This is a genomic window from Teretinema zuelzerae (assembly GCF_021021555.1).
GTDB classification, from domain to species: Bacteria; Spirochaetota; Spirochaetia; order Treponematales; family Treponemataceae; genus Teretinema; species Teretinema zuelzerae.
Window position 1 is genome coordinate 1,348,903 of record NZ_JAINWA010000003.1, and the last position, 16,229, is coordinate 1,365,131.

Below are 16,229 nucleotides of genomic sequence, written 5' to 3' on the forward strand. Positions count from 1 at the left end.
GTCGAAATGAGTAAACGAACCCGTGTAAAAAACACCGACTATGAACTGGTCGTCATCTGGCTGATGGCGAAGCTCATCGCGGCCTTAACGTCTTCGGCTTCGGAGCGGTCGAGGATGGCGATCCGGTAAATGGCTGATTCCACCAGCCCGTAGAGCAGCTCGTTGGCGATTTTAACGTTCGGAATCTTGAACTCGCCCGCGTTTCTGCCGGCGATCATGAGCTGGGACATGAGGTGGCGCAGCCTGATGGTTCTGCGCTTCACGCGGGAATCGGGATCCTTGCCGCTTTTTTGAGCTTGCAGGAGATAGGTGAGGACGACGTTGAACAGGCGCCGGTTATCCGCGCACCGGTCGACGATGGTATGCAGAACCGACTCGAGCCGCGTCGCCCAGGGAACGCCCGCTTCGTCTATCATGCCCCGCAAGTCCTTCTCCACGCTGTCGGTGAGCTGTTTTATGCTCCAGATGAAGATTTCCCGCTTGTTCTTGAAATACAGATACAGCGTGGTGCGAGTGATGCCGCAGCGGTCCGCGATTTTCTGAAAGGTAGCGTCCTCGTAGCCTTCCTCGACGAATATATCGAGGGCTTTTTCGAGGATCTCCGCCCGGCGCTTATCATGTTCGACAACTATGGCCATAGCTCACCTCTCCTTGCTGAAATGGTAGAACACGGTGTCCAGATTTCCGCTCTTGAACTTCTTCCGCTTGTCGGCTTTCCTGCCGATTGCGTCCTCGAAGGAAGTGTTGCTGGTGATGAAGGCGAGATCCCAGCCTGCGAAATCCTTGAAAAGACGGTGCATCGAAGAATACAGAGCCCGAGCGGAATCAGCGTCTTCAAGCCGTTCGCCCCAGGGCGGATTGGAAAGAAGCAAGCCTTCGGGCCAGGGCGCCGCGAGTTCCTCGAAGGAGGCGCGGACGAAATCCGGCCGGGGAATACGGGAATCCTTTCCGATAGTCTGAAGGGCGCGTCCGGCGATGGAACAGGCTCGTTCGGCGTTTCCGCGGGCAGAAACCAGGACCTTCTCGTCGATGTCGCTTCCGGTAACCCGTACCAGGCAATCCGTGCGGATCGCCGAAGCCGCGCGGGCGCGTTCCTCTTCGAGGGCGGCCTTCGCCTCTGCCGTGGTGAACGGAACGAGATGCTCGAGGGCGAAGGAGCGGCCGAGGCCGGGTGCAATGTTGTGGGCGTAAAGGACGGCTTCGATGGGAATAGTGCCCGAGCCGCAGAACGCGTCGTGGAACGGAGTTTTTCTCCGCCAGGCTAGGCTTTGGATCAGAACCGAGGCGAGGGTTTCCCGTATGGGGGCTTCGCCTCCGGCGGTGCGGTATCCGCGCCGATGCAGGGGCATTCCCGAAAGATCGAGGAGGATGCTCGCGGCGTCGTGCTCCATATATACGCGTATCGCGACTTCAGATCCGGTTTCAGGCAGGGACGACATTTTCCAGGCCTTCCCCAGGGATTCGTAGATGCCTTTGTGTACGACGCTCTGGATGGTGGTTTCCGAGGACAATTTGCTTGCATGCACGCGGACCTTGTCCACGAGGATCTTGAAATCCTTTTTGAACCAGTCGTGCCAGCGGACGGCGGCTACTCCGGTAAAGAGGGCGTCGAAATCGCGGCAGGGGATGAGGGCCATCTGCAGGTACACCCGGTCGGCGGTTCGAAGGCAGAGGTTCGCCCGATACAGGGCGGCCAGACAGGCGGCCCCGCCGCGCGCTTCGTCTTCCCCGGAAAGCCGGAAAGAAACCCGCCCTACGGGAGGACGGGAAAGAGCGGAAGGATCTCCTCCGCCGGGGAGAAGAACGAATCCGAGCTGTTTCAGCTCGTTTGAAAGAACCTTTTCGGCTCCAATGGCGCACAGCGCTACCAGGGTATACATCGTACCTGATTATAACAGTAATACGAAAAATGTAAAGTTGACGTAAAAGCGGCGGATTCCGCCGTCCGCCCGCCGAGGCGAACGGCCTTCCGCGCCGCGCTAGACCTTTACGAGATCGTACTTCCGGTTTCCGAGTCCCAGGCGGACCGCGTGGTCGAGGCCGGCTGACCAGTCCGTGTCGGGATGGATGTGGCCGAACTTTTCGCCTGTTCCGCCGTAGTTCCGGTCGGTAAGGGCGGTGCCGTTGATCGCGGGGGCGGCGTTGACCGCGTCCACGCAGGCCTGATCGAGAGCGACGGGGTCGAGGCTCGCGAAAATGCCGATGTCGGCCACGACGGGAGCGTCGTTGTTCGCCCAGCAGTCGCAGTTGGGAGAGACGTTCATGACGAAGTTGACGTGGAAGTGGGGCTTGCCGTTGAGAATCGCCTCGGTGTATTCGGAAATGCGCTCGCTGCACACCCGGCTCGCGGAGCCTTCCGAAGCCCGCGCGGCGGAGAACTGGCAAACCGCGACGCACTGGCAGCAGCCGGTGCACAGGTCGTGATCGATGACGGCCTTGCGCTGGGCGTCCAGCGTAATCGCATGGTGCGCGCAGTTTTTTACGCACAGGCCGCAGCCGGTGCAGTTGTTCCGGTCGATGACCGGATGGGAAACTTCGTGGAGGAATTTCTTGCCGGCGCGGCTCGCGCATCCCATGCCCAGGTTCTTCAGAGCGCCGCCGAAGCCGGTAAGCTCGTGCCCCTTGAAATGGTTGAGGCTGACGACGGCGTCCGCCTCGGCGACAGCGCATCCGATTTTGGCAGTCGTGCAGTGGATTCCGCCGCGGACGGGCATTTCCACATAGTCGTTTCCTTTCAGGCCGTCGGCGATGATGAGGTCGCAGCCGGTCGCGTCGCGGGAAAAACCGTTCTCGAAGCCCGAACGCAGGTGGTCCCAGGCGTTGTGGCGGCGGCCGGAATACAGGGTGTTCGCGTCGGTAAGGAAGGGCTTTCCGCCGAGTTCGCGAACGAGAGCGGAAACGACGGCGACATAGGGAGGCCTGATGTAGGCCATGTTGCCCGGCTCGCCGAAGTGAATCTTGAAGGCGGTGTATTTGTCGGTTAGATCGAGAGTTTCCATGCCGGCCGCGCGGAGAAGGCGGTCGAGCTTCTTCAGGATGGTGAGAGACGGATTCGTGCGAAGATCGCTCCAATAAACGGTTGATGAAGGTGTCGGCATGGAAGGCTCCTGTGAGGCATGGGAAAACGGGTGTTTTCCCGGCTTGCTAAAGTGAAGATGGAAACAATTTTAGCATGAAAGTGCAATGCCCGCAAGAGTTGGGAGAAGGAACCAGAGAAAGACGGCGCCGGGAAGGGGAAGCGAGCTGCAACTTTCTATACCTACCGGTCGGTATAGAAAGCAGGCTTTACAACGCGATACCTCTCATGTCTTCTATTTCTCCATACCCTTTTCTTTCCATAAAACTTATCAATCCCGCGATGATTTCTTCCATCGCGTGCGGATTCGCAAACGTAGCCGTTCCCACCTGCACCGCCTTCGCGCCCGTCATAATGAACTCGACCGCGTCCTGCCAGCACGAAATTCCGCCCAAACCCGCCACCGGGATCCGGCCGTCCCTGCACTCCGGCACGTTCAGCATCACGTCCCTGAGCATCCTGAGCGCGATCGGCTTGATCGCCGGGCCCGCGAGCCCCGCTGTGACGTTGTCGAAATACGGCCGCCCCTTCTCGATGTCGACCGCGAACGACTGGAACGTATTCACCAGACTCAGCGCGTCCGCCCCCGCCGCGACTACCGAGCGCGCCACTCCCGAAAGATCGGGAGCGTTCGGGGAAAGCTTGACCATCAGCGGTTTGCTCGTCGCCTTCCTGACGGCGGACACCACCTCCGACGCGGCCCGGCAATCCAAGCCCCAGGCCATGCCGCCGGCTTTCACGTTGGGGCAGGAAATATTGAGTTCGATCATGGGGACGTCGGTTTTGTCGAGGAGGGCGGCGCCTTCTACGTAGGTTTCAAGCCCGGCGCCGGAAAGGTTCGCTAGGACGACGGGGCCGAGATCCATCATGGTTTTCAGTTCATGTTCGATGAAATGCGGGATTCCCGGGTTTTCTAGGCCGATGGAATTGATGAGGCCGGACGGCGTTTCCAACAGCCGCCTGCCGGTGTTTCCCGGCTTGGGCGCGAGGGTGAGGCCCTTCGAGCAGATCCCCCCAAAGAGGAGACGTCCATGACGCCGCCGAATTCAGTGCCGTAGCCGAAGGTTCCGGATGCGGCGATGACCGGGTTGGCGAAGCGGACGCCCGCGATTACTACTGATATATCGGGTTTCAAAAGATCACCTCCCGGGAGTCGAAGACGGGGCCGTCTACGCAGCAGCGTTTGTTGCCGCGGATCGTAGACACGGTGCAGCCGAGGCAGGCGCCGGCGCCGCAGGCCATGCGCTCCTCGAGGCTGAGGAAGGCGAGAGGGGAGCCCTTCCCCGCTTCGCCCGCTTTTTCGCAGGCGTCCTTGATCCAGCGCAGCATGGGGGTCGGACCGCAGGCGTACGCAAGGTCGTAATCGGCTGGATTGAACACGGAAGGAAGCATGCCCTTCGTTCCGGAAGAGCCGTCTTCCGTGGTGATTATCAGGTTTTTCGCGCGCTCCGCGATTCCCTCGAGGCCGTAGGGAGACGAGCGGAAGGAGGCGTAAAAGTCGAACGAGCGCGCGGGAAGTTCTCCGGTTTCGGAGAGAGCAAAGCCGGCGACGGGAGCGACACCGATGCCGCCGCCGATGACCGCGATGCGGGGCGCGGCCGGCTTCGGGATGCCGGCTGACGAGAACGCTTCGTCCGGCGGAAGGAAACGGTTTCCGACCGGTCCGACGAGGTCGAGGCTGTCTCCGGAGCGGAGGGCGCAGAGTTCCTCCGTTCCCCTCCCCTTTTTCAGAATGAGAAATTCGATCCCGGAGCCGGAAGAGCGGTACACGCTGATGGGCCGTCCCAAAAGAACGCCGGAGGGCCGGGCGCGGAGCATGAAAAACTGGCCGGAGACGGGGGCGGGAACTTCGCGTTCGCCCGCGCTCCGCGATACGGTCAGGGAATATACTCCCGGAGCGATCTCGCGGGAAGCCGTAACTTCAGCCTTGCCGGCAAAGCGGGGATATTCCGGGCCGGCGCACATCAGGGGCGCTCTCCGGTTGCCGCCGGGGAAGATGCCGCAAGGGCTTTTTTCGCGCCTAAAAGTTCAGCGGTTGCGCTGAAGGCGGCCCGTCCGGCGGCTTCCGCGATGTCCTTCATTGAGAGGCTTCCCGAGCTTTTTTTGAGTTCGAGGGAGGGATCCTTCATCCAGGCAGTAAGGATTCCGCGCGAAGAGTTCACTGTTCCGCCTGCACGGTCCAGAAGGGTCGCGGCGATCCGGGCCGCTCCGCCCTGGGCTCCGTAGCCGGGAATCAGGAAGAAGAGCCCCGGATATCTGTCCCTGAGGGCTCTCGCGTCCGCTTCCTCGGTGCAGCCGACGACTGCTCCGAAGGGAGCGCAGCCGCTTGCCGAAAAGTCGCCGTAGCGGTCGGCGATCCGCGAAAGGCCGGCGCCGACGGCGTCGAGCACGCGGACCGGGGAAGCATGGGAAGCGCCGGCGGCTTCGGCGGAGGACTGAGACAGCTCGAGCCACTCGATGTCCTTCATGCCGGGGTTCGAGGTCCTCAGCAGCACGAAGGCGCCCTTTCCTGCCTTGCCGACGTATTCGAGGAAGGGTTCAAGGGTGTCGAAGCCCATGTAGGGATTAAGGGTGACGATGTCCGCCTCGAAGTCGCCGGAAAAGTGGGCGCGGGCGTAGGCCTTTGCCGTGTCGGCGATGTCTCCGCGCTTGATGTCTGCTATCACGGGGATTCCCGCAGCTCGCACCAGTGAGAGGGTTTCGGCGTAAGCCGCGAGCCCGCGGAGGCCGAGGGCTTCGTAGTAGGCGATTTGAACCTTGAAGCATGCCGCGTGGGGAGCGGTGGCGCCGATGAGGGCGCGGTTGTACTCCAATACGGCTTCGGCGGGAGAATCGTACATCCGGAGAACTTCCGGAGGCAGATACGACGGATCTGTATCGAGGCCGACGCAAAGCGGGCCTTTCTCGGCGCAGGCGGCCTGAAGCCGGAGCATGGCATGGAATTCGGTGTTCATGCCCCGGATACTAGCACAAAGAGCGGTTTTTTTGGAATAGCGTCAGCTGAACGGGTAGACCCTGCGCCCCGCGTTCCAGACCGCGGTTATCCAGCCTCGTAAAGGCGTTCCGGCGAGCGGGGTGTTTTTTCCCTTCGAGAACCAGGCCGACTCGTCGTCGGGGTCGAGCGTCCGCGCGGAATCTACATCGGCGAGGGCGAGATCCGCCCGCCAGCCTTCCTTCAGGAGGCCCCGTTCGAGGCCCAGGATTTCAGCCGGGTTCGCGGCCATGAGGGCGGAAAGGCGAGAAAGTCCGACGAGGCCGGTTCCGACCAGCTCGGTAAAACAGACAGCGAAGGCCGTCTGGATGCCGGAAAATCCCGGGGCTCCGGCGGCCTTGTCCGCCGGGGTGTGGGGAGCGTGGTCGGTCGCGATCGCGTCGATGGTGCCGTCGAGCAGGGCGGCGACGAGGGCGGCGCGGTCGGCGGCCGGTCGAAGCGGAGGATTCACGATCGCCGGATAGTCGTCGGTCAGGACGAGGTGATGCGGGGTAGCCTCGCAGGTTACGGGGCTGACGATCGCGGTATCGCCGCCGCGGGAGACTGCAACCGGAGCGCGCTGTTTTTTCGCGCGGCGAATCGACTCGAGAACGCCGGCGGTGCTCGCGTGGGCGATGTGAACCCTGCAGCCGGAAGCGGCGGCGAGGGAAAGATTGCGGTCGGTCATCAGGTCTTCCGCGAGGCGGAGGCGGCATTCCGCTTCGCCGAGAAGGGTTTTAACCCTGGAGGAGTCAGATTCAGCAAGGGCTTGCGCGCGGAAGGGCTTCGCCCCGGCGGCGAGTTCGGGGTCCTCGCAGTGGCAGGAAACCACGACGCCGGCGGCGGCGCAGCGGCGCATGGCGTCGAGCATGACGGCGGAAGAGGCGACCTCGCGGCCGTCTTCGGTGGCGACGGGGACCTCCCGGCTGTCCAGGGAGGACAGGGCGGAAGCGTCGCGGCCGTCGAAGTTCCGGGTGAGGCTCACGGCCTGGAACGCGTCGATCAGGCCGATTTCCCGGACTCTCTCCCGCACGGCAGCGGCGGCCGCGCCGTCGGAGATTACCGGATCGGTGTTCGCCATGAGGACGACGGTGCCGTAGCCGCCCGCCGCGGCGGCGCGGGACGCGGATAAAAGGTCTTCTTTATGCGTAAAGCCCGGATCGCGGAAGTGCGCGTGCAGATCGACGAAGGCCGGCATCAAAACGGCTCCCTTCGCGTCGTATTCGTCGTAATCGGAGGTTCCGCTATCCGCCGCAAGGGCGGCGGCCGCCAGACGGCGCGCGGAAGAGGAGTCGGCATTGCGGAAAACCCCGGCTATGCGTTCGCCCCGGATCAGCACGGCGCCCGGGCAGTCGGTATTTTTATCGATCAATCGCGCGTTCAAAACAAGAGTCGAACTCACAGCACTTCCCCTATGCCGGCGCGATACGCTTCGTCGCAGTATTCGCAGGCGTACTCTGCCCGCTTCCGGTCGATGAGATGGAACACATGCGGGATGCCCGCTTCGGAGCTGGTGATGCAGCGGGGGTTCCGGCAGCGGATGACGTTTTCCACCCGTTCGGGGAGAGCGAGGGTTATCTTGCGCATCACGTGCTCGCCCTCGATCACGCTGACGGTAATGTTCGGATCGATGAAGCCGAGCACCGAATAATCGATGTCGAGGTGGTTGTCGATCTTGATGATGTCCTTGGTGCCCATCTGTTTGGAGGGCACGTTCATGATGAGGGCTACGCTGAAGGGGACGCGGTCAAGCTTGAGCCAGTTGAAAATTCTCAAGCCCGTGCCTGCGCGAATATGATCGATCACCAGTCCGTCCCGGATTTTTTGTACGTTCATTTCCGCCGCCCTCCCTTCACGCTTTGTCCCGCTTTCGGCTGCTTCAGCGGTTCAGGCTCCGCTCCCGCGACTCCGAGGAGTCGGGCGATCAGCGCCATGCGGATATACATGCCGTATTTCACCTGGGGGAAATACGCGGCGCGGGGATCGGAGTCGACTTCCGTCGATATTTCGTTCACCCTCGGCAGCGGATGGAGGACCGTCAAATCGGGACGGGCAAGGCGCATCTTTTCGGCATCGAGGATGTAGCTGTCCTTCAGGCGTACATAGTCCTGCTCGTTGAAAAAACGCTCTTTTTGAACGCGGGTCATGTACAGGATATCGAGATCGCCCATCGCTTCCTCGAGGCGCCTCGTCCGGGTGAACGAAACTCCGGCCGGCTTGAAGACGCGGCTGATGATGTAATCGGGTATTTCAAGTTCGGGAGGGCTGATGAGGACGAAGCGGTTGCCGGGGTAGCGGCTCATCGCCTTCGCAAGGCTGTGCACCGTGCGCCCGAATTTGAGGTCGCCGCAGAGTCCTATCGTCAAGCCCTGCACCTTTCCCTTGATCTGGCGGATGGTCAGCAGGTCGGTGAGCGTTTGCGTGGGGTGATGATGGCCGCCGTCGCCGGCGTTGATGACGGGAACCTCGCTGAAGCGGCTCGCCAGAAGGGCCGCGCCCTCTTTCGGGTTGCGCATGGCGATGACGTCGGCGTAGCTGGAAACGGTGCGGATGGTGTCGGCGAGGCTTTCGCCCTTCGCCGCGGAGCTCGCGTTAGGCTCGGCGAACCCGAGGGTGGAGCCGCCCAAACGGAGCATCGCCGCTTCGAAAGAAAGGCGCGTTCTCGTGCTCGGCTCGAAAAACAGGGTTGCCAGGATCTTTCCCCGGCATACCTCCGACCAGTTCTGAGGTTCGGCGATTATTTTCTCCGCCAAACAAAAAAGATCATCGAGCTCCGCCAGCGTCAGATCGCCGGGCTCGATGAGATGTCGCCCTTTCAGCATATGCACCCCTTCGTATTTGCTGAAAACCTATGTTATCAGATTTTCTCCGATCAGGACAGATGGCCGGAAACGGCGGCGCCGGGCAGACCGATGTCGCGGCGGAAGAACATCCCGTCGAAGCCGACCGATTCCAGGGCGCGGTACGCCCGTTCGCGGGCCTCGTCGACCGTGGAGCCGAAGGCCGAGGAAGCGAGCACTCGCCCGCCCGAGGTGACCAACTGGCCCGGTTCGGCGGACGCTTCCCCTGAACGGGAGCCGGACGCGCGGGCATTGACCGTTCCGCCCGCGATGAATATTTTACCGCCGGCGGCCGATACGCTCGGCTCGTCGATGGCGATGGGCAAGCCCTTGGGATACGAGCCCGGATATCCGCGGGACACGGCGACCGGAGCGCAGACGTAGCCCGGCTTCCAGGACAGGTTAAAGGAATCGAGCTTTCCGTCGATGATCGCTTCGCAGAGGGAGGCGAAGTCCGATTCCATCAGGGGAAGCACGGCCTGGGTTTCGGGGTCTCCCAGGCGCACGTTGTATTCAAGAAGCTTCGGCCCGGAGGAGGTGACCATCACGCCGAAGAAGATGAAGCCGCGGTAGTCGTAGCCTTCCGCGCACAGGCCGCGGAGAGTCGGCTCGAGTATATCGGTCCGGAAGCGCTCGAGCACCGCCGCATCCACTCCCGGCGCTGGGGCTATCGCGCCCATTCCGCCGGTGTTCGGACCCTGGGCTCCGTCTTTCAGGCGCTTGTGGTCCCGCGCCGTTACGAAGGGCAGTATCCGCGACTTTCCCGCCGCGGTCAGACCGGGAGCGACGCTCACGGCGGCAAGAATCGAAATCTCCTCGCCTTCAAGGTATTCCTCGACGACAACCTTTCTTCCGGCGCTGCCGAGAGTCGAGTCGACCATAAAGTCGCGCACGGCCCGGGAGGCGGTTTCGGAGTCAGGCGCCACCACGACGCCCTTTCCGGCGGCGAGTCCGTCGGCTTTTACGACGACGGGGCCGTTGATCCGGTCGATTTCGGCAAGAGCGTCGGCCGCGGTTTCGCAGGTAACGCTCGCGGCGCAGGCGACGCCGTATTTGTGCATGAATTTTTTAGCGACGTCCTTGCTCGCTTCGAGCATGGCGCCGGCGGCATGGGGGCCGACTACCCGAAGACCTGCTTCGAAAAGACGCTCGGCGATGCCGGCGGCAAGCGGATCCTCGGGGCCGACGACGACGAAGGAGCCGTCCGTAAGCCCGGAAAGCTCGGAAACGCAGGCTTCTACGACCTGGGAGGTTTCTCCGACCGATATATGGAGATTGCGGCATTTCGGCTCCATGGCGGTGCCGCCGTTGCCGGGGATGCACAGGACTTCAGTTATATTGAGGGAACGGGACAGAGCCCAGGCGATAGCGTGCTCGCGGCCGCCGGAGCCTATTACTATTGTTTTCATGCGGCCATAATACGCATAAGGCGGGCATCAGGACAAGCCGTCGGCGTATTCCTCCGGAGGCATTAACCGGGCAAGCACGGCCGAAACGCGGTCGAGCAGAGCCGAATCGGGGAAGGCGAAAATACGCTTCTCCCGGCCGGTCAGCAGGAGAGACAGGGAATACGGATCCAGCCGGCGCCAGGACTCGACGGAGACGAACTCGATCCATGAGCCGTTCCACACGATTCCGCGCGCATACACCCCGCAATACCGGGAAAAAAACAAATCCTGGCACGCGATGTAAAAACCGATCACGCCGGTTCCTGCGATCGCGAAAGTCGAAAGCGGATCGAAGGAGCGGATGAACAACAGCGAAACAAGCAGGGGAGACGCGAGAATCACGCCGATGAACTGCAACCGGATTTTTCCGGAAAACTTTTCTATGGCCGGTCCGACGGCGCGGAGGGCCTTGCGCAGACGAAGCAGGACGACGGCGGCGCACGCGGGAAGAAGACAGAGGGCCGCGGCCGGTATGATTATTGCGTATGAGGGCATGGCGTTATACTATGCAAAAAGAAACGAAATAACAAGCGCGACGCGCTGAGCCAGGAGACGCAATGAAAGAAATAAAACGGGTGCTGATCGCGGGAGCCGGGGCCATCGGCTCGATGGTTGCGCGGGAACTGTCGCGGGGAGACGGAATAGAAACAGCCATTCTCGCCGCCGGGCCGCGGTTCGGACGCTACCGAAAAGACGGATTCGTCCTCAACGGCGAAAAGGCCGGTTTCGAAATCGCGGACGCCGCCGAGCCCGGGCAATGGGATTTGGTCGTCGTCGCCTGCAAATTCCATCATCTACCGCAGGTGATGGACGACCTTCAAAACCATGTCGGGCCGGATACGATCATCCTCTCCCTTTTAAACGGCGTCTCGAGCGAGGAGCTGTTGCGGAAGCGCTTTCCCCTCGCCCGGGTTCCGCTCGCCATGATAATCGGCACGGACGCAGGCCGCGAGGGCAACGCGACGGTTTTTTCAAACGAGGGAACCATCTTCTTCGGAGACGACGAAAACGCCGAAAACCCGGCCGAATGGTCCGCCCCGGTCCGCTCGATAGCCGCCCTGTTCGACCGCTGCGCCATCTCGTACACGGTTCCCAGGAACATGAGAAACCGCCTGTGGTACAAGTTCATGATGAACGTCGGTTTGAATCAGACGACGGCGGTGCTGCGCGAATCCTACCGCATCCTCCAAACTCCGACGCGCATCCCGGAAGCCGCCGAGCTTTTCGAGTCGGCGATGCGGGAGGTCGCGCTGGTGGCCGCTGCGGAGGGAGTCGTTCTGACGGACGGCGATGTTCGGGAAATGTACCGCGTCCTGGACACCCTCTCCCCGGAGGGGAAAACGTCGATGTGCCAGGACGTGGAAGCTGGACGCAAAACAGAGGTCGAGATGTTCGCCCTCGCGGTAATGGAGCTCGGCAAAAAGCACGGCATCGAGGTTCCGGTAAACGAAACGCTCTACCGGCTGCTCCGCGTCATCGAGCAAGCTGCAGGAGTTCGAGGGAGCTGACGGAGAAGGGAACCTTGCCGCCGCCTGAAATTTCCGCAATCGCGTACCGGCCTTCCGCGAGGGAGCCCGGATTCGCCAAAACGGTCGAGCCGATCGTGTCCTTGCCGAAGCCTTCGTGAATGTGGCCGCATACGACCAAAAGCGGGCGAACGCGTTCTATGAAGGATCGGATAAGGGGGGAGCCGACGTGAATTCCGGGGGCGACCTGATCGCAGACGGTATCCTTCGGAGGGTTGTGAACGATCGCTACGAGGCTGTTCCAACCGTCGCCTGCTTCGGCTTCGCTTGAGGCCGTTGCCGCCGGTTCCTGCGCCGCGGAACCGTCCGCGAAATCCCCGTCGCCGGCGGATTCGTCCCGCAAACTCTGCTCGGCGAGGCGAAGATCGGAAACCAGCTCTTCGTCGCTCCGCTCGTTCGGCGAATTCCGTTTAAAATAGGAGCTGCCGCCCGAGCCGGTCAGCACAAGGCCGGAAAAATACGAAAGAGATCCCTCGACGCTCACGTCGTAGGATTCCAGGGTTTCAAGGAACTCGGGGCCGTCGCAGTTGCCGGAAACGGCGAACACGCGATCGTGGAGCTTCGCGAGCCGCTCCAGAAACGGAAGGCCGGTTTCCGGTTTATTCTCCGCGGCGAAGTCTCCGCCGTATAAAACCATATCGACGCCTTCCATAACCGGCGCGATCGCGTCGAGCATCTCCAAAGAACCGTGTCCATCGGAGATAATCAAAACTTTCATGACGGACATATCACTCTCCCTTACAAAGAACTCATAACTGCCAGCAGCTTTTCCATGTCTGCGGGCAGGCCGATAGAAATGCGCACGAAATCAGTAATGCCGGGAATATCGAAGTACCGCACCAGGATGCCTTCGCGCTTGATCGCCTCGTATGCGCCGCGGCCGGAAAGGCCCGCCTTTCTGGCGAACACGAAATTCGCCAGCGAGGGGAGAACGTCCCATCCGGCTTTCCGCAGCGAGGCGGAGAACGAATCCCGCGTCTTTATGATCCGGCCGTTTATTTCCGCATAATACCGCGAGTCGCGGCAGCTCGCAATCCCGATTTTCTGCGTCAGCGCATCGACCGGAAAGTGGTTGAACGAGTTTTTCGTCGTGAAGAGGGCCTGTATCAGCGGGGGGTTCGCGACGACGAAGCCGAGCCGGGCTCCGGCGAAGCAGTAGCTCTTCGAGAAGGTTCGAACGATCGCGAGGTTGGGGTATTCGGCCAAAAGAGGCACGGCGGTCTCGCCGCCGAAATCGATGTAGGCTTCGTCTACCACGACGACCCGGTCGCGGGGAACAGAATCGAGGAGATTCCTGATTTTGTCGAGCGGAAGATAGATGCCGGTCGGAGCGTTCGGATTCGCGAAAATCACTCCCGTTCCCGGACCCTCAGATAGAGCCTCAGTATCGATCGAAAAATCGCTTAACAGAGGAGTCTTGATCACCGGAATATCGTAGTAGCCGGCGTACACCGGATAAAAACTGTAGGTATGCTCGGGGAAACGGAGGGGGGAATCCGAATCGAAGAAGGCGTAGAACACGAAAGACAACACCTCGTCCGAACCGTTTCCGGCGAAGATCATCTCCGGAGAGACTCCGCCGCCGAGCATGTCCGCGATGGCGCTCCGCAACTCACGCGCGTCAGGATCGGGATAGCGCTGAAAAAGGGCCGGGTCGAAATCCCTCAAAACCTTCTCGACTTCAGGCGACGGCGGATAGGGATTTTCGTTCGCGTTCAACTTGATGTACGCGCGATCGGTCGGCTGCTCGCCGGGAACATAGGGCTTGAGCCCCGCAAAACGCTTGGCAAACATTCGGTACTCCGTGCATCCAGGATAGGCACAGCCTACACCGTTTTCTCCTCATTGACCAGATGTTTCCCGGTCAGAACACCGCGGGGAAACTGAGATCAGAGAGACGCTTCGCGCGCTGAAAGAACGCGGCCGTCTTTTCAGCGAAAGCCGCGGCGAAAGCAGCACGAAGGGCTTCGTCGGCGGTCCGGGGAAATACGCAGAGGAAGTGCCAATCGCGCAGGTCGGCCAGCGGCTCCTGCATGGCGAGACGGCGGGGAAAGGCGAACACGACGGCATCTTCAGAATCGTCCGGGCGGGGGACTGATTCGTGTCCCTGCAGTCCGCCTTGACGGACCTCCGTCCACAGGAGGGGGCTGAATACCAGAGGTTCGGCAGTGGCGTACACGTCGACCGGAATATCTCCGGAAACCCGGTACCTTCCCCTCAGCGCCGATATGCGGTTCGGCAAAAAACCGGGAAGACCCTCCGAGGCGACGGTTCCCTCGATCAAAACAGCGCGCGGAGGCTCGGAAACCGCCATCGAAGCGCCGGCAAAGAGAAACATCATTGTGAAAAGAAGTCTTATATAGTAGAATGGCTTCATGGCAACTCCGACAGACCTGTCAGTCCTGCTGAGACTCTACACCGCCAAGCTGAATTCTCCAACGATCATCCTCCAGGATTTTTGCGACTATCTGCAAAAATACGCGCGGCACTATCTCCAGGAAGCTCCGGAGCTCGTCATGTATCTCGACGATACCTTCGCCGTCGTGCTCAGAGAGCTGGAAAAGCTCGCGGAAGCCGCAAAACTGTCCCTTTCTACCGATGTAAAGGGCAGAAAGCTGGTATTCGTTCCGCAATTCTATATCGACCGAATCCTCCAGCGCTACAAGGAGCTGGACGAACGGATCGAAATACCCTTTCCCCTTGCCTCAGAACTCCCTCAGAACTATCCGCCGGCCTTTCTGAATCAGGTGTACATCGCGACCGATTTCACGGACAAGATCGACGGCGGCGAACGCAGCAACGCGTGGCTCAACCAGCTCATCTTCCCGGACGACACCGCGCCGATGATATATCCCGGATCGGTATCGCCTGAAAAACTGCTGGATCTCGCGCTTTCAAAGATACGCCTTTTCCTGAGAAAAGACGAGTCCCGCGACTATGTCCAGAAAAGGCTGATGATAGCGAATCCCGGCAAGGAACTGTCGATCAAAAACCATCTGGTGCAGTTCCAGACCAGGCCGAGCGAAAGCCTCAGCGCGATGAAGCATTCAGGAGAAACGTTCACCTTCTGGAGCTATCTGTGTTCGTTCATCCGCCAGGACTACGTGAAGAAGACCGAAAAAACCCCCGAAGAAACCGCCCTGCTCCAGGCCGTTTTCATCGCCGAGTTCATGAATAACTATTACAAATCGAAGGCTCAGCAGGATCTCCAGCGGGAAACCGCCCTGAAAAATCTGGAGCTGGCCTTCCAGAAACCGCCGTTCTTCTTCGACATGGAAACCATTACCCGGTTCAGCGACTCGCGGGGAGTGCCCCTTCTGGGCCAGTATCGCGATACGGATCTGGAATACTTCATCAAAGAACGCACGGCCGAAGCCGGACTCAACTCCCTTCCCGTCCTCCTGGTTTTCAGGGTGAACAACAACCGCTATTTTCTGCTCAAGGAAAAAGTGATTCCCCTGCTCGTCATGCTGTGCAACGACAGCAGGCGCATAATCAAGGACGCGATCACCAAAGACTGGTATCAGATCATGAAGTCCTACGATCAGGAAGACGCCATGAAAAACGGGCAGGCTTTCGAGAAAAAAATCGACACCCTCTGCAAATCCCTGTCGCCGGTTCTCCACGCCCTGTTAAATGCGTCCTTCGTCCCGCTCCTCGCTCTGGAAGGAGTGCCGACCACGGACTCGCCGAACGGATTCAAACTCTTCGATCACGGAAGGCTCCTCCCCCTGAGCGACCTTCTGATGCTCAACCGGCAGGAACTGCTGACCGATACCAGAATCCTTCTGCCGTTCTGGTACACGGTTCCCATCATATCGTCGCTCCTCGCGTTTTTCCATCGTCCGCGGGTTAAAAAGCCCAAACCAGCGGCTCAGGAAAATACGCAAAAAACGGAAGAATCGATCCAGACCCCCGGAGACTCCCACGACGCGAAAGAGAAAAAACGCGAAGAATTGAAGAAAGCCGCGAAAAACATCGAAAGGAAACTCGTTCCCGAAGGCTCGACACTCGAAGGGGAACTGCGGACCCAGCTCGATCTGTGGAACCGCAATCTCGACCCCAAGATGAAAGACAACCTTACGGAAGACGTGAATTCGCTGATCCGCGACTATATCCGCAGAATTATCAGAACGATCAGGGCGTCGACCTTCGACCGAGCCAGAGTGGACAACCTCACGGAAACCCTCGTCGATACGCCCAGCCTGATGAAGATAAAAAACAGGGACGCCCTTCTCGCCTACGTACGGCTCTACATCGTAAAACTCATACTCGGCTTGGGCTGACCGCCTCCCGCTCCGCGGCGGTCGTCGCATCGCGCTCGTAAACTTTTTTTTGCGCGCGAGCCGACCGGAACCAATCTCGCAA

17 protein-coding genes are annotated in these 16,229 nt (G+C 60.5%); 2 read left to right on the top strand and 15 right to left on the bottom strand.

Going from position 1 to position 16,229, the window contains the following annotated elements:
* Positions 1–38 precede the first annotated feature (38 nt).
* The 12 genes from K7J14_RS13185 to K7J14_RS13240 all read right to left on the bottom strand — a co-directional run bounded on the left by K7J14_RS13185 (position 39) and on the right by K7J14_RS13240 (position 10,830).
* Positions 39–638, bottom strand: a complete 600-nt coding sequence (locus tag K7J14_RS13185) for a TetR/AcrR family transcriptional regulator (protein ID WP_230757232.1) — start codon at positions 636–638, stop codon at positions 39–41.
* 3 nt (positions 639–641) lie between these two features.
* Complete coding sequence (locus tag K7J14_RS13190; protein WP_230757233.1) at positions 642–1,880, bottom strand: THUMP domain-containing class I SAM-dependent RNA methyltransferase; 1,239 nt, start codon at positions 1,878–1,880, stop codon at positions 642–644.
* 99 nt (positions 1,881–1,979) lie between these two features.
* A complete protein-coding gene (locus K7J14_RS13195; RefSeq protein WP_230757234.1) occupies positions 1,980–3,098 on the bottom strand; it encodes a DUF362 domain-containing protein in 1,119 nt (372 codons plus the stop codon).
* A gap of 187 nt (positions 3,099–3,285) precedes the next feature.
* Positions 3,286–4,086 carry a dihydroorotate dehydrogenase gene (locus K7J14_RS13200; protein ID WP_230758909.1) on the bottom strand — a complete coding sequence of 267 codons (801 nt, stop codon included), beginning with the start codon at positions 4,084–4,086 and terminating at the stop codon, positions 3,286–3,288.
* Positions 3,990–4,211 carry a hypothetical protein gene (locus K7J14_RS13205; protein ID WP_230757236.1) on the bottom strand — a complete coding sequence of 74 codons (222 nt, stop codon included), beginning with the start codon at positions 4,209–4,211 and terminating at the stop codon, positions 3,990–3,992. Before K7J14_RS13205 ends, K7J14_RS13200 begins: the two co-directional genes overlap by 97 nt.
* A complete protein-coding gene (locus K7J14_RS13210) occupies positions 4,208–5,041 on the bottom strand; it encodes a dihydroorotate dehydrogenase electron transfer subunit (RefSeq protein WP_230757239.1) in 834 nt (277 codons plus the stop codon). The genes K7J14_RS13205 and K7J14_RS13210 overlap by 4 nt, the downstream gene beginning before the upstream one ends.
* Positions 5,041–6,030 carry an orotidine-5'-phosphate decarboxylase gene (gene pyrF, locus K7J14_RS13215; protein ID WP_230757242.1) on the bottom strand — a complete coding sequence of 330 codons (990 nt, stop codon included), beginning with the start codon at positions 6,028–6,030 and terminating at the stop codon, positions 5,041–5,043. The genes K7J14_RS13210 and pyrF overlap by 1 nt, the downstream gene beginning before the upstream one ends.
* Positions 6,031–6,072: 42 nt before the next feature.
* On the bottom strand, positions 6,073–7,449 hold the full coding sequence (pyrC, locus tag K7J14_RS13220) for a dihydroorotase (RefSeq protein WP_230757245.1): 1,377 nt from the start codon (positions 7,447–7,449) through the stop codon (positions 6,073–6,075).
* Entirely contained in the window at positions 7,446–7,883 is a 438-nt protein-coding gene (locus K7J14_RS13225) for an aspartate carbamoyltransferase regulatory subunit (RefSeq protein WP_230757247.1), read from the bottom strand. The genes pyrC and K7J14_RS13225 overlap by 4 nt, the downstream gene beginning before the upstream one ends.
* Positions 7,880–8,869: an aspartate carbamoyltransferase gene (gene pyrB, locus K7J14_RS13230; protein ID WP_230757251.1), complete on the bottom strand. Its 990-nt coding sequence runs from the start codon at positions 8,867–8,869 to the stop codon at positions 7,880–7,882. Before pyrB ends, K7J14_RS13225 begins: the two co-directional genes overlap by 4 nt.
* Positions 8,870–8,919: 50 nt before the next feature.
* Positions 8,920–10,296 carry a phosphoribosylamine--glycine ligase gene (gene purD, locus K7J14_RS13235; protein ID WP_230757253.1) on the bottom strand — a complete coding sequence of 459 codons (1,377 nt, stop codon included), beginning with the start codon at positions 10,294–10,296 and terminating at the stop codon, positions 8,920–8,922.
* 27 nt (positions 10,297–10,323) lie between these two features.
* A complete protein-coding gene (locus K7J14_RS13240; RefSeq protein ID WP_230757254.1) occupies positions 10,324–10,830 on the bottom strand; it encodes a hypothetical protein in 507 nt (168 codons plus the stop codon).
* A 62-nt stretch (positions 10,831–10,892) separates the two neighbouring features.
* On the opposite strand from K7J14_RS13240, the gene K7J14_RS13245 reads away from it, so the two are divergent.
* On the top strand, positions 10,893–11,843 hold the full coding sequence (locus tag K7J14_RS13245) for a ketopantoate reductase family protein (RefSeq protein ID WP_230757256.1): 951 nt from the start codon (positions 10,893–10,895) through the stop codon (positions 11,841–11,843).
* Here the strand turns inward: K7J14_RS13245 and K7J14_RS13250 are convergent.
* The 3 genes from K7J14_RS13250 to K7J14_RS13260 all read right to left on the bottom strand — a co-directional run bounded on the left by K7J14_RS13250 (position 11,809) and on the right by K7J14_RS13260 (position 14,202).
* Positions 11,809–12,588 carry a metallophosphoesterase family protein gene (locus K7J14_RS13250; RefSeq protein ID WP_230757258.1) on the bottom strand — a complete coding sequence of 260 codons (780 nt, stop codon included), beginning with the start codon at positions 12,586–12,588 and terminating at the stop codon, positions 11,809–11,811. The two genes, K7J14_RS13245 and K7J14_RS13250, sit on opposite strands and share 35 nt — an antisense overlap.
* Positions 12,589–12,599: 11 nt before the next feature.
* Complete coding sequence (gene hisC, locus K7J14_RS13255; protein ID WP_230757259.1) at positions 12,600–13,655, bottom strand: histidinol-phosphate transaminase; 1,056 nt, start codon at positions 13,653–13,655, stop codon at positions 12,600–12,602.
* Positions 13,656–13,725: 70 nt separating this feature from the next.
* Positions 13,726–14,202, bottom strand: coding sequence for a hypothetical protein (locus tag K7J14_RS13260; RefSeq protein WP_230757260.1), 477 nt, complete (start codon positions 14,200–14,202; stop codon positions 13,726–13,728).
* A 34-nt stretch (positions 14,203–14,236) separates the two neighbouring features.
* Between K7J14_RS13260 and K7J14_RS13265 the strand changes: the two genes are divergently transcribed.
* Positions 14,237–16,147 carry a hypothetical protein gene (locus K7J14_RS13265; protein WP_230757263.1) on the top strand — a complete coding sequence of 637 codons (1,911 nt, stop codon included), beginning with the start codon at positions 14,237–14,239 and terminating at the stop codon, positions 16,145–16,147.
* Positions 16,148–16,229: the final 82 nt, after the last annotated feature.

What these genes read in the sequence shown, in the direction of transcription:
- K7J14_RS13185 (WP_230757232.1), bottom strand. Translation starts at nt 638, where the DNA reads ATGGCCATAGTTGTCGAACATGATAAGCGCCGGGCGGAGATCCTCGAA.
- K7J14_RS13190 (WP_230757233.1), bottom strand. Translation starts at nt 1,880, where the DNA reads ATGTATACCCTGGTAGCGCTGTGCGCCATTGGAGCCGAAAAGGTTCTT.
- K7J14_RS13195 (WP_230757234.1), bottom strand. Translation starts at nt 3,098, where the DNA reads ATGCCGACACCTTCATCAACCGTTTATTGGAGCGATCTTCGCACGAAT.
- K7J14_RS13210 (WP_230757239.1), bottom strand. Translation starts at nt 5,041, where the DNA reads ATGTGCGCCGGCCCGGAATATCCCCGCTTTGCCGGCAAGGCTGAAGTT.
- pyrF (WP_230757242.1), bottom strand. Translation starts at nt 6,030, where the DNA reads ATGAACACCGAATTCCATGCCATGCTCCGGCTTCAGGCCGCCTGCGCC.
- K7J14_RS13225 (WP_230757247.1), bottom strand. Translation starts at nt 7,883, where the DNA reads ATGAACGTACAAAAAATCCGGGACGGACTGGTGATCGATCATATTCGC.
- pyrB (WP_230757251.1), bottom strand. Translation starts at nt 8,869, where the DNA reads ATGCTGAAAGGGCGACATCTCATCGAGCCCGGCGATCTGACGCTGGCG.
- purD (WP_230757253.1), bottom strand. Translation starts at nt 10,296, where the DNA reads ATGAAAACAATAGTAATAGGCTCCGGCGGCCGCGAGCACGCTATCGCC.
- K7J14_RS13240 (WP_230757254.1), bottom strand. Translation starts at nt 10,830, where the DNA reads ATGCCCTCATACGCAATAATCATACCGGCCGCGGCCCTCTGTCTTCTT.
- K7J14_RS13245 (WP_230757256.1), top strand. Translation starts at nt 10,893, where the DNA reads ATGAAAGAAATAAAACGGGTGCTGATCGCGGGAGCCGGGGCCATCGGC.
- K7J14_RS13250 (WP_230757258.1), bottom strand. Translation starts at nt 12,588, where the DNA reads ATGTCCGTCATGAAAGTTTTGATTATCTCCGATGGACACGGTTCTTTG.
- hisC (WP_230757259.1), bottom strand. Translation starts at nt 13,655, where the DNA reads ATGTTTGCCAAGCGTTTTGCGGGGCTCAAGCCCTATGTTCCCGGCGAG.
- K7J14_RS13260 (WP_230757260.1), bottom strand. Translation starts at nt 14,202, where the DNA reads ATGATGTTTCTCTTTGCCGGCGCTTCGATGGCGGTTTCCGAGCCTCCG.
- K7J14_RS13265 (WP_230757263.1), top strand. Translation starts at nt 14,237, where the DNA reads ATGGCAACTCCGACAGACCTGTCAGTCCTGCTGAGACTCTACACCGCC.